The following is a 13834-nucleotide window of genomic DNA, read 5'->3' on the forward strand; positions in this document are numbered from 1 at the left end:
GCTAGATATTTCGCATAATATATCTTAGGCGATAAACCGGTCTGCGACATTGGACCGGTCTGCGCCGATGTTCAGCTCAGCGCCTCTGCCCGGCCAGCCAGGCGGCCAACCGCGCCCGGGCGTCGGCCTGCACATCGGCATAGAACAGATTGTAGGGCCTGGCCTTGCGACGGTCGGCCCAGCTGCCGCGGTTGCTGAAGGATTGGGCCGTGGCTGGCGTGTGCCGCAAAAGCCCTTTGCGGCACTGGGTCGCCACCTGACGGTCCAGAACCGCCGGCTGGACGCCCCACTCCAGTCCCGTGGCGTTGGCGCCGCCCAGATGGCGTCTGGCGTCCACCCGGACCTCGTCGCTCCGGCCGGTGACCGGATTGACGCACAGGGCGGCGCGGCCCGCCAGATCCTCCAGCCGGCCCCGGTCGTTCCAGACCAGGGCCCGGCGCAGCCGTCGCGAGGCTGCGCCATCGTCGTCGTCGCCGACCTGGGACCAGCCGACCACACAGGCCGTCTGTCGACGCTCCGCGCACGGCGGCGTGGCCGGCGCCAGCCGGTCGCGGGCCACCATGGCGTCCAGCAGATAGACCGCCACCAGCCGTCGCATCAGGTTCCGATCCGGCGCGATCCGGTCCCGCACCAGTCGATCCAGCAACTCCGCTCCCTGTTCGACCCCGGCCAGCAGGATCGGCCCCTCGGGATGACGGTCCAGCCAGTGTTCAAAGGCCGCCTCGACGTCGCGGTAGGCGAAGGCGCGCGCATCCCGCGCGTCCCGGCGCAGGGTCAGGCGCGCATAGAGACTGGCCTGGCGATAGCGGGGCGCGCTGACCTGGCCCAACGGCGCGAACGGCCCGGCATAGTTCGGCAGAACCACCCGCTCCAGCCAGGCGTCTGCGGCCGCGTCGCCGATCGGCGCGTTCCACGCCCTCGGCGCATCGAAGGTCGTGGACTGCAGGAAGAAGATCGCGGCTGGACCCGCCGGGGTCGTGCGGGCGTCCCACAGGGTCCAGGCCGACCCCCGGCCATAGTCGGGCGCGGGCGGCGGCGTATAGGTCTGGAACGGGATCTGGGGATCCATGGCGGCGATGCGGATGTCGCTGCGCCAGACAAAGGTCGCGGCCGCCAGCAGGAAGACGAGGAGGAATCCGCACCAGCCGACCCACTGGCGGACGGTCAGGCGCGGACGGCTCATCGATACGGGTCCGGTCGGCTCAGGAAGTCCTGCACATAGCGCCGGACCCCCTCCTCCAGCGGCGTGGACTGGCCCGGATAGCCTGCGGCCCGCAGACGATCCATCCGCGCCTCGGTGAAATACTGATAGCGGTCGCGGATCGCCTCGGGGGTGTCGACATAGGCGACCCGGGGCTCGACGTCCGCTGCGGCGAAGGTCGCATGGGCCAGGTCGAGGAAGGATCGCGCCCGCCCCGATCCGGCGTTGTAGATCCCCGAGACCTGCGGGGTCGTCAGCAGCCAGGCGATGATGTCGACGACGTCGTCGACGAAGACGAAGTCGCGCATCTGGCCGCCGTCGGCATAGTCGGGCCGGTGCGAGCGGAACAGGGTCACGGTCTGGCCGCTGGCGACGTCGGGCCAGATCTGGGCCACGACCGACTTCATCGATCCCTTGTGGCCCTCATTCGGCCCATAGACGTTGAAGAATTTCAGCCCTGCCCACTGCACCGGCGCATGGCCGCGCCCGGCCTGCCGTACGGCATATTGGTCAAACAGGAATTTGGAATATCCATAAGCATTTAATGGGCGAAGCTGAGACAGCGCGTCCGCTTGATCGTCATCGTCGAAGCCAAGCTCGCCATCCCCGTAGGTGGCGGCTGACGAGGCATAGACCAGCCGCGCCCCCTTGTCGGCGCACCAGTCCCACAGGTCGCGCGACAGGCTGAAATTGGTGCGCAGGATCAGGTCCGCGTCCGGCTCGGTCGTCGCCGAGATGGCGCCCATATGGACCACGGCCTCGAGACTGTCGGCATGGCGCTCCAGACGGCTGAACAGCTCTTCCGGCAGCCAGAAATCGGCCACGGCGTGTTTGGCGAGGTTCTTCCACTTGGCGTCATCGGCCGGGCCCAGCCGGTCGCAGACCACGATGTCGAACCGGCCCTCGGCCGCCAGCCGGGCGACGATATTGGAGCCGATGAACCCGGCCCCGCCGGTGACGACGATCATGCGGCGGCTCATGCGGTCTCTCCCGTCATCTTCGCGATGGTGCGGGTGGTGGAATAGCCGTCCTCGAACGTCGCCAGACGCACCTCCCCCCCCCAGCTCTCGACCAGATCGCCGCCGACCACGCCCTCGCGCGTGTAGTCGGCGCCCTTGATGAGGACGTCGGGCCGCAGCCGCTCGATCAGGGCGATCGGCGTAGGGTCGTCGAAGGCCGTCACCCGGTCGACGCTGGCCAGCCCGCCGATGACGGCGGCGCGGCTGTCGAGGTCATTCACCGGCCGCCCCTCCCCCTTCAGCCGCCGGACCGAGGCGTCGGTGTTCAGCGCCACCACCAGCCGGTCGCACCAGCCGCGCGCCTGGGCCAGATAGGCGACGTGGCCGCGGTGCAGGATGTCGAAACAGCCGTTGGTGAAGCCCACGCGCAGCCCCTGCCGCCGCCAGGCCTCGACCTCGGCGGCCAGGTTGTCGACCGGCGAGACCTTGGCGGATGCCAGCGAGGCGTGCTGGCTCATCTCGGCCTCGATCAGCTCCTGCGGCGTGACCACGGCCGTGCCGCTCTTGGCCACGACGACGCCCGAGGCCAAAAGCGCGAAGCGCACCGCGTCCTCCAGCGAACGACCGGCGGCGAGGGCGAGACCGAGCGCCGCCATACAGGTGTCCCCGGCGCCGGACACATCGAACACCTCGCGCGCCCGGCCCGGGAAATGCCGCACCCCGCCGCCGCGACGCGCCAGGGACATGCCCTTGCCGGCGCGGGTCACCACAATGGCCTCCGCCGTCGTCGCGTCCAGCAGGGCCGCCAGGGCGGTTTCGATCTCGGCGTCCGTCCCGACCGGCAGGCCGGTGGCGCCCGCGAGTTCAGAGGCGTTCGGCTTGATGACGGCGACGGCGCCGTAGCGGGCGAAGTCCCTGCCCTTGGGGTCCACGACAACCGGAGCGCCCGAGGCCAGAGCCGCCGCAATCACGCCGTCATCGATAACGCCCTTGGCGTAATCTGAGAGAAGAATGACCGAACTATCTGCAAAAACGTCGTTTCCATTGAATCGGACCGCAGCGGGCGCCTCGTCGTCCTGACGCAGCAGCTGCTGGCCGGAGGCGACGTAGCGTGTTTTCACCGTGGTGGTCGCGCCGGCGGGCCGGACGATGAAATCCTCGATACCGGCCTCGGCGGCGACCAGTTCGGCCAGGCTGTCGCCGGCCGCATCCTGACCGGTGACGGCGCCCAGTCTGGCCCGGCCGCCAAGGGCCGCGACGTTACGGGCCACATTGCCGACGCCGCCGGGCATGGCGACGGTTCGCCGGGTCCTGAGCACCGGGATAGGCGCCTCGGGCGAGATGCGGCTGACCTCGCCATAGACATAGCGGTCCAGCATCAGATCGCCGACGCAGGCGATGGCGCGCCCCCGGGCGTCGTCCAGCAGGCCCTGCAGCTCGCCCAGTGTCAGTGCGTGGTCGCCCATAGGTCCGGCCTAAAGGATTCAGGCGGCGCCGGAAAGCCGGACCTGCATCCGCGACTTGGTCAGGTCGTCATAGGCGAGCAGTTCGGCGGCCAGGGCCTCGAACTGGTCCAGAGGCACCATATTGGGGCCGTCGGACGGGGCATGGTCGGGGTCGGGATGGGTCTCGATGAAGACCGCGTCCACGCCCACGGCCACCGCGGCCCGGGCCAGGACCGGGACGAACTCGCGCTGGCCGCCGGATGAGGTGCCCTGGCCGCCCGGCTGCTGGACGCTATGGGTCGCGTCGAACACGACCGGACAACCGATGTCGCGCAGCACCGGCAGGGACCGCATGTCCGAGACCAGGGTGTTGTAGCCGAAGCTGGCGCCCCGCTCGCAGGCCATGACATTGGGGTTGCCGGCGCCGACAACCTTGGCCACCACATTCTTCATGTCCCAGGGGGCGAGGAACTGGCCCTTCTTGATATTGATCGCCCGGCCCGTGGCGGCGGCGGCCAGCAGCAGGTCGGTCTGGCGGCACAGGAAGGCCGGGATCTGCAGCACATCGACCGCCTCGGCCACCGGGGCGCAATGGGCCTCGGAATGGACGTCGGTCAGGGTCGGCAGGCCGACAGCCTCGCGGATCTCGGCGAAGATCGGCAGGGCGTCCTTCAGGCCGATGCCGCGCGCGGCGGTGGCGCTGGTGCGGTTGGCCTTGTCGAAACTGGTCTTGTAGATGATGCCGACGTTCAGCCGCTGGCCGATTTCCTTCAGGGCGTGGGCGGTTTCCAGCGCGTGCTGGCGGCTCTCCATCTGGCAGGGACCGGCGATGAAGGCGATGCGGGCGCCGCCGCCGATGACGACCGGGGTCTGGATGCCCTGGCCGGACAGGGTGATGACAGCGTTGGGTGCGCTCACGGGCGGAACCTTGTTTTGACGATCGGGCTTTGACGCCACGGCTTCTGCCGCGACTATGGGGCGTTCAGGTGGCGTGTCGCGCCGCTTGTTGCAACCTATCACGGAGACTGCGCGCGTGACCACAACAGCCCCGACCGGCCCGGCGCCGGTGATCCTGTGGTTCCGCCGCGACCTGCGTCTGCACGACAATCCGGCGCTGGAGCGGGCCTTTGCGACCGGCCGGCCGGTTCTGTGCCTGTATGTGCTGGATCCGATGCAGGCCGGCCGGGCGCCGGGGGCGGCGTCCCTCTGGTGGCTGGACAAGTCGTTGCGGGCCCTGGCGGCCTCCCTCGCCGGACGCGGCGGCCGGCTGATCCTGAGGCGCGGTGATTCGGAGACGGAACTGCGCCGGTTGATCGGCGAAGCTGGCGCTGACGCCCTCTATATGAACCGGCTGTTCGAGCCGGACGGCTTCGCCCGCGACGCCGACATCGCCCATGCCCTGAAGGCCCAGGGTGTGGACTGCCACGGCTGCAATGGAACCTTGCTGGCCCGCCCCGGCAGCGTCCTGAACGGCTCGGGCGGGCCCTACAAGGTCTTCACCCCCTTCCTGAAGGCCCTGCTGGCCGGCGCCGAGGCCCCGCCGCGCACCCTGGGCCCGCGCGATATGTCGGGCGCGCCACAGGTCGCCAGCGATGACATCGACGACTGGGGCCTCCACCCCCGGCGGCCCGACTGGTCCGGTGGTTTCGACTGGACGCCCGGAGAGGCCGGGGCGGAAGAGGCCCTGTCGCGCTTCGTCGCCGGCGGGCTGAAGACCTATGGCAAGGGGCGCGACCATCCGGCCGAACCCGGCTGCAGCCGGCTGTCGCCCCACCTCCATTTCGGCGAAATCTCGCCGTGGCGCGCCACGGCCGTGGCGCGTGATGCGGTCGCCCGGGGCGCTGTCCCACCCTCCGAGGCCGACAAGTTCGTCGCCGAGATCGGCTGGCGCGAGTTTTCGGCCCATCTGCTGCACCATTTCCCGACCCTGCCCCGGCGCGCCTTCCGGCCGGAGTACGAGGCATTCCCCTGGCGTGACGACGAGGCGGGCTTCACCGCATGGACGAAGGGGCTGACGGGCTATCCGATCGTGGACGCCGGCATGCGCCAGCTGTGGACGACCGGCTGGATGCACAACCGGGTGCGGATGATCGTCGCCTCCTTCCTGATCAAGGACCTGCTGGTCGACTGGCGGCGCGGCGAGGCCTGGTTCTGGGACACCCTGGTGGACGCCGATCTGGGCTCCAATGTGCAGAACTGGCAGTGGGTGGCGGGTTCAGGCGCGGACGCCGCCCCCTATTTCCGCATCTTCAACCCGATCACCCAGGGCGAGAAATTCGACGCCTCGGGCGCCTATGTCCGGCGATGGGTCCCCGAACTGCGCGGCCTCAACGACAAATGGCTGCATGCGCCCTGGACCGCGCCGCCGGAGATCCTGCGCGCCGCCGGCATCCGGCTGGGCACAGATTATCCGAGGCCGATCGTCGACCATGCCGAGGCCCGCGACCGGGCGCTGGCGGCGCTGAAGGTCGTGTCTGCGTCGCGCGCGGACGACTGATCAATCTACCGGTGTGGCGCCAAGCTGGAGACGACAGGCCTCGGCCTCCTCCAGCAGCGCCTGCCGCCTCGTCTCGCCGAAGCCGTCCAGCGTCCGGTAGGGCATGGCCAGCCGCACATTGTCCCGCAGCCGGGCCCGATTGCGCTCCAGAAAGCCCCAGTACAGGCGGTTGAACGGACAGGCCCCCTCCCCCGTCTTCGCCTTCACGTCATGGCGACAGCCGCCGCAATGGTCGCTCATCCGGTCGATATAGGCGCCGGAGGCCGCATAGGGTTTGGAGCCGACGATGCCGCCGTCCGCAAAGGTGGCCATGCCGCGCGTATTGGGCATCTCGACCCACTCATAGGCGTCGGCGAAGACCACCATATACCAGTCGTCGACCTGATCCGGGTGGACCCCCAGCAGCATGGCCAGGTTGCCGGTCACCATCAGCCTCTGGATATGGTGGGCATAGGCATGGGTGCGGGCCGACGTCACCGCATCGCGGACGCAGGCCATGTCGGTCCGGCCCGACCAGAAGAACCACGGCAGGGTGCGGTCGGCGTCGAGGAAGTTGCGGGACCGGTATTCCGGCGTCTTCAGCCAGTAGATCCCGCGTACGAACTCTCGCCAGCCCAGGATCTGGCGGATGAAGCCCTCGACGGCGTTCAGCGGCGCCCGACCGTCGCGGTAGGCCGTCTCGGCCCGGCGGCAGGCGTCCAGCGGGTCGATCAGCCCCAGGTTGATCGAGGTCGAGATCAGGGCGTGCCACATCCATGGCTGGTCACGGGCCATGGCGTCCTGCCAGTCGCCGAAGCGGGGCAGGACCCCGGCGATGAAGTCGGCCAGAACCTGTTCGGCCGCGTCCGCCGTCGTCGGCCAGCCGAAATCGTCCAGATCGCCGAAATGGTCGGGGAACAGGCGGGCGACATCATCGATGGCCGCGCGGGTGACGGCGTCCGGCGCGATGCGCAACCGCTCCGGCGGACGCACCTCGCGCGGCAGGCGTTTGCGGTTCTCGGCGTCATAGTTCCACTGGCCGCCTTCCGGCCTGTCGCCGTCCATCAGCAGGCCGTGCTTGCGCCGCATCTCGCGATAGAAGAACTCCATCCGCAGCTGTGTCTTGCCGGAGGCCCAGCGGCGGAACCGGTCATGGGAACACAGGAACCGGCCGTCCTCGCGCACCTCGACGGGGACCGGTGATTCAGCGGCGAAGGCGGTCAGGGCCTCGGCCAGCCGCCACTCGCCGCATTCGGTGACGACGACGGAGGACGCCCCGACCTCGTCCAGCGCCCGCCCGATCTCTCCGGCGATCGAATGCCGGTTGGCCGGATCGTCGATGCGGACATAGCGGACCGTCACCCCGCGCCGCGTCAGACGGTCGGCGAAATGGCGCATGGCGGCAAAGGTCAGGGCGATCTTCTGCTTGTGATGTCGGACATAGGTCGCCTCGGCCCGGACCTCGGCCATCAGGACCAGGTCGGTTTGCGGATCAAGGCCGTCCAGCGCCGAAAGGGCGTCCGACAGCTGGTCGCCCAGCACCAGCCGCAGCGCGCCCGTCCGGGCTGTGATAGGGGTGGCCAATGCGCTCTCCTCTGATCACCCCTGACGAACTCGCGGCCCTTCTGGATGATCCGCAGCTGAAGATTGTCGACGCCTCATGGCGGCTGGACGGTTCGGACGCCCGGGCCGATTTCGAGCGGCGGCGCCTGCCGGGCGCGGTCTTCTTCGATCTGGACGCGGTGTCGGACCCCGGTTCGGACCTGCCCCACATGCTGCCGTCGGTCGAAGCGTTCGCCGGGGCGGCCGGCGCCCTGGGCCTCGCCCGTGACGACCGGATCGTCATCTATGACGAGGCCGGGTTGTTTTCCGCGCCGCGCGTCTGGTGGACCTTCCGGCTGATGGGCGCCGACCGGGTGCAGGTGCTGGATGGCGGCCTGCCCGCATGGCTGGCCGCGGGGCATCCGGTCGACGACGGCCCGGCGAAGACGCCGACGCCGGTCGAATTCGCGGCCGAACGGCGTCCCGGCCAGGTCGCGGACCTGCCGATGGTGCTGGCGGCCCTGACCGGCGAGGTCCAGATCGTCGACGCCCGCCCGGCGCCGCGCTTCTCGGGACAGGCTGCCGAACCCCGCCCGGGCCTGCGTTCCGGCCACATGCCGGGGGCGCTCAACCTCCCGTTCAAGTCGGTCATCGGCGACGACGGCGCCCTGTTGCGCGGCGACGCCCTGGCCGCCCGGTTCATCGAGGCCGGCGTCGATCTGGACCGGCCGATCCTGACCAGCTGCGGCTCCGGCGTGACAGCCGCCGTCCTGACCCTGGCCCTCGCCGAACTGGGCCGCGACAGCGTCCTCTACGACGGCTCCTGGGCCGAATGGGGCGGTCGGGACGATACGCCGGTGGAGGCCGGCTGAACCGTCCCGCCCGTCGCCGTCAGACCGCCGGGGCGGTCGGCGGCTCCAGTCCTTCGGGCACCACATCATCCGTCTCGCCGCGCGACACGACCGTGGCCAGCACCAGATCGCCGGTGACATTCAAGGTGGTGCGGCACATGTCGAGGAAGCGGTCGACGCCGAGGATCAGGCCGATGCCCTCGGCCGGAACCCCGACCATCACGAGGATCATGGCCACGACCGGCAGGGAGCCCGCCGGCACGCCCGCCGTGCCGATGCCGCCGAGGATACAGACCAGCATCACCACCAGCTGCTGGGTGATGGTCAGGTCCACCTGGAAGAACTGGGCCAGGAACAGCACCGTCACCCCCTCGAACAGGGCCGTGCCGTTCTGGTTGGCGGTGGCGCCGACGGTCAGGACGAAGCGGGAAATCTTGCGCGGCAGGTTCAGCTTCTCCTCCGCCGCCTTCAAGGATACCGGCAGGGCGGCGTTGGACGAGGCGGTCGAGAAGGCCACCACCATCGGCTCGCGCACGCCCCGGAAGAAGGCCAGGGGCGAGCGGCCGGCGCCCAGCCAGATGACGAGGGGATAGACCACGAACATGTGGATCAGCATGGCCCCGACGGCGACCCCGACATAGGCCGCCAGCCGCACCAGCAGATCCCAGCCGAACAGGGCCGCGAGGTTGAACATCAAACAGGCGATGGCGATCGGGGCCAGTTTGATGAAGAGGTTGATCAGCTTCATCGACACCTCGAACAGCCCCTCGATCCCCTTCTGCAGCTGGTCGGTGGCCGGGCTTTTGGCCATCACCAGTCCGATGCCGAAGAACAGGGCGAAGATCATCACCGGCAGGATCTGGTTCTCGGACGCCGCCGTGAAGAAGTTGGACGGCACCAGCTCGAGGAAGAACTGGCCCAGCTGGATGCTCTCCGGCGCCTTGTCGACGATGCTGGCGGCGCCCTCACGGCCGGTGTCCAGCAGTTGCGCCGCCAGGGCCGGGTCCACACCCGCGCCGGGCTGGAACACATTGACCATCACCAGGCCGATCAGGACGGCGATCGACGACACCACGACCGTCAGGGCCAGGGTCTTGAACCCCGCCCGGCCGAGGCTCTTCAGGTCGCCCATCTCCGCCACCCCGACCACCAGGGCCGAGAACAGCAGGGGAATCACCATCATGAACAGCAGGCGCAGGAAGATCTGGCCGATCGGTCCGGTGACATTGGACGTCACCCAGACCACCCAGGGCACATCGGCGCCCAAGGTCAGATTGACCAGCAGTCCCCCGCCGAGGCCGACGAGGAAGCCGATCAGCATCAGCCAGTGGAGCGGCAGCTTGCCGGGTTTGGTCTCGGTCATTCGTCCCCCTCGGGCGCGTCATAGATTGGATGGTCGCACGATCGGGATCAGCCCCCCGGCCGGTCGGTTCGTCTCAGCGGATCGGCAGGCCGTAGATCAGCCCGCCCGGCCGCGCATTCCATTGTGCATTCAACCCGCGTGTCAGGTCGAGGGGGGATTGCGGCCCCAGGTTTCGCGCGAAGATCTCGCCATAGTTGCCGACCTCGCCGACGGCCGACGCCGCCCAGGTCTTCGACAGCCCTACAGGCCCCCCGAAATCGGTCTCCAGTCCCAGCAGGCGGCGCACCCGCGGATCGCGGCTGTCCCTGGCCAGCGCCTTCACATTGTCGCGGGTGACGCCCAGCTCCTCGGCCAGGATGACGGCGTTCAGCGTCCAGCGCACGACCGCCGTCCACTGTTCGTCGCCGCTGCGGGTCACGGGCCCCAGCGGCTCCTTGGAGACGACGTCGGCCAGAATCTCATGTTGCTGCGGGTCCGTCAGGGTGCTGCGCGCCGCCGCGAGGGCCGAGATGTCGGCGCTGAAGGCGTCGCAGTCCTCCCGCGCATAGGCCGCCCGCGCGGCCTCCTCGGTCGGCTCGACCACGGGGGTATAGGCGACCCCGCGCGAGCGGAAATCGTCCGCAAGGTTCAGGGCGCTGGTCGAGCCGGAGGCGACGCAGATCCGCGCCCCGTTCAGCTCGGCCGCCGAATTCAGGTCCAGCAGCCGCCGCACAAGGAAGCCCTGACCGTCGTAGTAGTTGATCCCCGCAAAGGCGAACCGTCCCTCGGCGTCGCGCGACATGGTCCAGGAACTGTTGCGCCACAGGACGTCGATCCGGTCCGCCGCCAGGGCTTCGTACCGGGTCTCGGCGCTCAGGGGGGTGAACCGCACCCGGTCGCCGTCGCCGAAGATGGCCGCCGCCATGGCGCGGCAGAAGTCGACGTCAAAGCCGCGCCACTGGCCGCGATTGTCCTGCACCGCAAATCCGATCAGGCCCTGATGCACGCCGCACCGCAGATAGCCGCGCTGGCGAACCGCCGTCAGGGTCGGGCTGACCGCCGTCCCCGCCCGGATCGCCGGCGCCGGCGTCCCCGCGTTCTCGACCGGGGCTTCGGCCCGCCGCGGATCGCAGCCGGCCAGCCCCAGGGCGCAGGCGGCCCCTGCCGCCACAGCCGCCCGTTTGCCGGTCATCCAGCGCCCTGCTGCCTTCGCCTTCATTGTCCGCCTCGTCGCCGCCAGCGCCCCCACGCTTGCACCTCCCGGGTTTTTGACGCCTTTAGACGCTGATCCGCAAGCCGTTCCTGCCTCCCCGCCCGACTGAATCACGCCATGTCCGCCACAAACGACCGAACCCGTCTGATTTCCGCCGCCACCCGGCGCGGCGGGGGGCGGCGACCGGTCAATCCACCGATCGAACGCGCCTCAACCATGTTGAGCGACAACGTCGGCTCCATGCGCGACCCCGGACCGGGCCCGACCTACGGGCTGGACGGCGGCTCGGCGGCGCGCGCCCTCCGGGCCGTCATCGCCGATCTGGAGGGCGGCTGCGACGCCTGGCTGGCGCCGTCGGGACTGGCCGCCGTCACCGTGCCCCTGCTGGCCCTGCTGCGGCCGGGCGACGAGGTCCTGGCCACCGACGCCGTCTACGGCCCCAGCCGCCGTTTCCTCTCTCGCTGGATGGCCGCGCGCGGCGTCACCACCCGCTATCACCCGGCCGGTGCGGACGCCGGCGCGGTCGCGGCGATGATCGGCGAGCGGACCCGGATCATCCTGATCGAATCGCCGACCTCCCTGACGTTCGAGATGCTGGACGTCCCGGCCCTGGCCGCCGCCGCCCGGGCGCGCGGCGTCCTGACGGTCATGGACAACACCTGGGCCGCCGGCCTGGCCTTCAAGCCTCTGGCGCATGGCGTGGACGTCAGCGTCCAGGCGGTGACCAAATATGTCTCGGGCCATTCCGACGTGCTGATGGGCGCTATCGCGGTCGCCGAGGCGGGTCTCGGACATCAGATCGAGACCACGCTGGAGGACATGGGCTGGCATGTCTCGCCCGACGACGCCTGGCTGGCGTTGCGGGGCATCCGCACCCTGCCGCTGCGTTATGGCGAACAGGGCCGGTCCGGTCTCAGGGTCGCCGAATGGCTGGCGACCCGACCTGAAGTCGAACGCGTCCTCTATCCGCCCCTGCCGTCGGACCCGGGTCATGCCCTGTGGGCGCGGGACTATTCGGGGGCGGCGTCCGTCCTGGGCCTGGTGATGAAGGGCGGCGACGAGCCCGCCGCCCGGGCCTTCCTTGATTCGCTCAGCCTGTTCGGTCTTGGCTGGTCGTGGGGCGGGTTCGAGAGTCTGGCCACCCACGACACCGGCCAGCTGGACTACCGGGAGGCGCCGCCGTCCCTGCCGGGCGAACTGATCCGCCTGCATATCGGGCTGGAGGATCCCGCCGACCTGATCGCGGATCTGGCGACCGGTCTCGCCGCCTGGCGCGCCATGACGGCCTGAGATCGGTCAGTTCTGCTGGAACTCGGGCATCAGACCCAGCACGACCTGCCGCATATTGCTCTCGGCCGGCAGCATGGCGCGCAGGAAATTCACCGTATTTCCCGCCGCCCCCTCGAAGCCGAACCGGCTGGCGGCGAAGGTGCAGTTGATGAAGTTCGGGGCGGCCCCGCCCTCATAGACCAGCTCCGCCTTTTCGAAGGCCACGTCGCGGAAGGTCTTTCCGTCCAGTTTGATCCGGCCCTGCATCGTCTGGCGCTTCGGTTCTGACATGGCTTTCCTCGGAGCGGTCGTGAAGGGGGTGGCGCACCCAGCAGGACTCGAACCTGCAACATCCCGCTTAGAAGGCGGGTGCTCTATCCGGTTGAGCTATGGGTGCGGACAGCCGCCTACCTAATGCGAGGCGCGATCCGCCGCAAAGCAAAATGGCCTGGAGCCGCGAGCGGCCGGGTCGTGAGCGATAGCCCCCGTCCAGAAACCGGGCTCAAGCCGCGAACGACCGCGTCGCGAGCGATAGCCCCCAATTCTGAATCAATGCGTCCAGGGCTGTTTGCGGCTGGTGGCGAAATTGTCGGCATAGGCCTTGAGGATCAGCGGCGGATCCCGGGGCTCCTGCAGCCGGAACGGGATGCCGTGACGCTCGGCATAGGCGACGGCTTCCTCGCGCGTCTCGAAGGTCAGGCGGACCTGGCCGTTCATGTCCGACGAACTGGTCCAGCCCATCAGGGGGTCGATGGTGCGGGCCGAGGCCGGTTCGAACTCCAGCCGCCAGTCCCGGGACTTGGCCTTGCCCGACTGCATGGCGGTCTTGGCGGGGCGATAGATGCGAGCCAGCATGGTCAGCCTCACGAATTCGTGGCTCATGCAGCAAGGCGCGGCGCGCCGAGCGATAGCCACAAGGGTCATGGTCGGAGTGAGAGGATTCGAACCTCCGACCCTCTGGTCCCAAACCAGATGCGCTACCAGGCTGCGCTACACTCCGGCGGCGGGACTTGCCACGTTCGGGCGGCCGCCGCAAACCCCAATCCGGGAATAATGCGATCAGGGGCGGAAGAAGGGATGGCTGACCCGGTCGCCGGCCCTGGCGCCGATCGCGTCCATCCGGCCGCCGCGCACCTCCAGCACCCCGTTGGCTGCGCCATACGACGGCACGGGCTGCTCCGAATAGGGGGTGGTGTTGTGGGCGATGGTGACGATCCGGCCGTCGGGGGCGATATAGACGATGTCCAGCGAACTGGGGGTGTTTCGCATCCAGAACGCCTGTTCCCGGGCCGCCTCGAACTGGAACAGCATGCCGCGGTCGTCCTCGAGCGGCGGGCGGAACATCAGGCCCCGCTGACGTTCCGCCTCGTCATCGGCGATCTCGACCCAGAAATCGTGTGTGCCCGTGGCCGTGGTGACGGACAGCCGCTCCATCGGCCGGCCCGCGGCATCCACCGGCGGCTTCGGCGCACAGGCGACGGCCAGCAGGACCAGACCCAGCAACAGTCCATGGGAAATCTTCATGACGAACCTCGG

13 protein-coding genes and 2 tRNA genes are annotated in these 13834 nt (G+C 69.3%); 3 read left to right on the plus strand and 12 right to left on the minus strand.

The features are described from left to right. Window positions 1-76: 76 nt before the first annotated feature. The 4 genes from ACW17W_RS08445 to kdsA are packed head-to-tail and all read right to left on the minus strand — an operon-like array spanning window position 77 to window position 4562. On the minus strand, window positions 77-1183 hold the full coding sequence (locus ACW17W_RS08445; protein WP_492076474.1) for a DUF3089 domain-containing protein: 1107 nt from the start codon (window positions 1181-1183) through the stop codon (window positions 77-79). Beyond that, window positions 1180-2181, minus strand: a complete 1002-nt coding sequence (gene rfaD, locus ACW17W_RS08450) for an ADP-glyceromanno-heptose 6-epimerase (RefSeq protein WP_492076475.1) — start codon at window positions 2179-2181, stop codon at window positions 1180-1182. The genes ACW17W_RS08445 and rfaD overlap by 4 nt, the downstream gene beginning before the upstream one ends. After that, a complete protein-coding gene (gene rfaE2, locus ACW17W_RS08455) occupies window positions 2178-3626 on the minus strand; it encodes a D-glycero-beta-D-manno-heptose 1-phosphate adenylyltransferase (RefSeq protein WP_492076476.1) in 1449 nt (482 codons plus the stop codon). Before rfaE2 ends, rfaD begins: the two co-directional genes overlap by 4 nt. An 18-nt stretch (window positions 3627-3644) precedes the next feature. Continuing rightward, window positions 3645-4562, minus strand: coding sequence for a 3-deoxy-8-phosphooctulonate synthase (kdsA, locus tag ACW17W_RS08460; RefSeq protein WP_492076477.1), 918 nt, complete (start codon window positions 4560-4562; stop codon window positions 3645-3647). Window positions 4563-4638: 76 nt separating this feature from the next. Here kdsA and ACW17W_RS08465 point away from each other — a divergent pair, with 76 nt between their 5' ends. After that, window positions 4639-6102 (plus strand): cryptochrome/photolyase family protein, encoded by a 1464-nt coding sequence (locus tag ACW17W_RS08465; RefSeq protein ID WP_492076478.1) that lies wholly within the window; start codon window positions 4639-4641, stop codon window positions 6100-6102. Here the strand turns inward: ACW17W_RS08465 and ACW17W_RS08470 are convergent, their stop codons facing one another. Beyond that, on the minus strand, window positions 6103-7665 hold the full coding sequence (locus ACW17W_RS08470) for a cryptochrome/photolyase family protein (RefSeq protein ID WP_492076479.1): 1563 nt from the start codon (window positions 7663-7665) through the stop codon (window positions 6103-6105). It lies immediately after the preceding gene. Here ACW17W_RS08470 and sseA point away from each other — a divergent pair. Continuing rightward, window positions 7665-8495: a 3-mercaptopyruvate sulfurtransferase gene (gene sseA / locus ACW17W_RS08475; protein WP_492076480.1), complete on the plus strand. Its 831-nt coding sequence runs from the start codon at window positions 7665-7667 to the stop codon at window positions 8493-8495. The two genes, ACW17W_RS08470 and sseA, sit on opposite strands and share 1 nt — an antisense overlap. Before the next feature lie 19 nt (window positions 8496-8514). Here the strand turns inward: sseA and ACW17W_RS08480 are convergent, their stop codons facing one another. Next, on the minus strand, window positions 8515-9837 hold the full coding sequence (locus ACW17W_RS08480; protein WP_492076481.1) for a dicarboxylate/amino acid:cation symporter: 1323 nt from the start codon (window positions 9835-9837) through the stop codon (window positions 8515-8517). A 73-nt stretch (window positions 9838-9910) separates the two neighbouring features. Next, on the minus strand, window positions 9911-11035 hold the full coding sequence (locus ACW17W_RS08485) for an amino acid ABC transporter substrate-binding protein (RefSeq protein ID WP_492076482.1): 1125 nt from the start codon (window positions 11033-11035) through the stop codon (window positions 9911-9913). Window positions 11036-11146: 111 nt separating this feature from the next. Here ACW17W_RS08485 and metC point away from each other — a divergent pair, with 111 nt between their 5' ends. Further along, a complete protein-coding gene (gene metC / locus ACW17W_RS08490) occupies window positions 11147-12319 on the plus strand; it encodes a cystathionine beta-lyase (RefSeq protein WP_492076483.1) in 1173 nt (390 codons plus the stop codon). Window positions 12320-12325: 6 nt separating this feature from the next. Here the strand turns inward: metC and ACW17W_RS08495 are convergent, their stop codons facing one another. From ACW17W_RS08495 to ACW17W_RS08515, 5 genes are all read right to left on the minus strand, one after another. Beyond that, window positions 12326-12589: a hypothetical protein gene (locus tag ACW17W_RS08495; protein WP_492076484.1), complete on the minus strand. Its 264-nt coding sequence runs from the start codon at window positions 12587-12589 to the stop codon at window positions 12326-12328. A gap of 29 nt (window positions 12590-12618) precedes the next feature. Then, window positions 12619-12695, minus strand: a tRNA-Arg gene (locus tag ACW17W_RS08500). 152 nt (window positions 12696-12847) lie between these two features. After that, window positions 12848-13180 carry an ETC complex I subunit gene (locus ACW17W_RS08505; protein ID WP_492076485.1) on the minus strand — a complete coding sequence of 111 codons (333 nt, stop codon included), beginning with the start codon at window positions 13178-13180 and terminating at the stop codon, window positions 12848-12850. A 41-nt stretch (window positions 13181-13221) separates the two neighbouring features. Further along, window positions 13222-13298: transfer RNA gene (locus ACW17W_RS08510), tRNA-Pro, on the minus strand. Window positions 13299-13357: 59 nt separating this feature from the next. Continuing rightward, window positions 13358-13822 (minus strand): DUF192 domain-containing protein, encoded by a 465-nt coding sequence (locus ACW17W_RS08515; RefSeq protein ID WP_492076486.1) that lies wholly within the window; start codon window positions 13820-13822, stop codon window positions 13358-13360. Between the last annotated feature and the right edge of the window lie 12 nt (window positions 13823-13834).

It is taken from the genome of Brevundimonas sp. FV1ye29L, assembly GCF_058681095.1.

Bases quoted from the DNA above. Each gene is read 5' to 3' on its own strand.
- ACW17W_RS08445 (WP_492076474.1), bottom strand. From the start codon at position 1,183: ATGAGCCGTCCGCGCCTGACCGTCCGCCAGTGGGTCGGCTGGTGCGGA.
- rfaD (WP_492076475.1), bottom strand. From the start codon at position 2,181: ATGAGCCGCCGCATGATCGTCGTCACCGGCGGGGCCGGGTTCATCGGC.
- rfaE2 (WP_492076476.1), bottom strand. From the start codon at position 3,626: ATGGGCGACCACGCACTGACACTGGGCGAGCTGCAGGGCCTGCTGGAC.
- sseA (WP_492076480.1), top strand. From the start codon at position 7,665: ATGCGCTCTCCTCTGATCACCCCTGACGAACTCGCGGCCCTTCTGGAT.
- ACW17W_RS08480 (WP_492076481.1), bottom strand. From the start codon at position 9,837: ATGACCGAGACCAAACCCGGCAAGCTGCCGCTCCACTGGCTGATGCTG.
- ACW17W_RS08485 (WP_492076482.1), bottom strand. From the start codon at position 11,035: ATGAAGGCGAAGGCAGCAGGGCGCTGGATGACCGGCAAACGGGCGGCT.
- metC (WP_492076483.1), top strand. From the start codon at position 11,147: ATGTCCGCCACAAACGACCGAACCCGTCTGATTTCCGCCGCCACCCGG.
- ACW17W_RS08495 (WP_492076484.1), bottom strand. From the start codon at position 12,589: ATGTCAGAACCGAAGCGCCAGACGATGCAGGGCCGGATCAAACTGGAC.
- ACW17W_RS08505 (WP_492076485.1), bottom strand. From the start codon at position 13,180: ATGAGCCACGAATTCGTGAGGCTGACCATGCTGGCTCGCATCTATCGC.
- ACW17W_RS08515 (WP_492076486.1), bottom strand. From the start codon at position 13,822: ATGAAGATTTCCCATGGACTGTTGCTGGGTCTGGTCCTGCTGGCCGTC.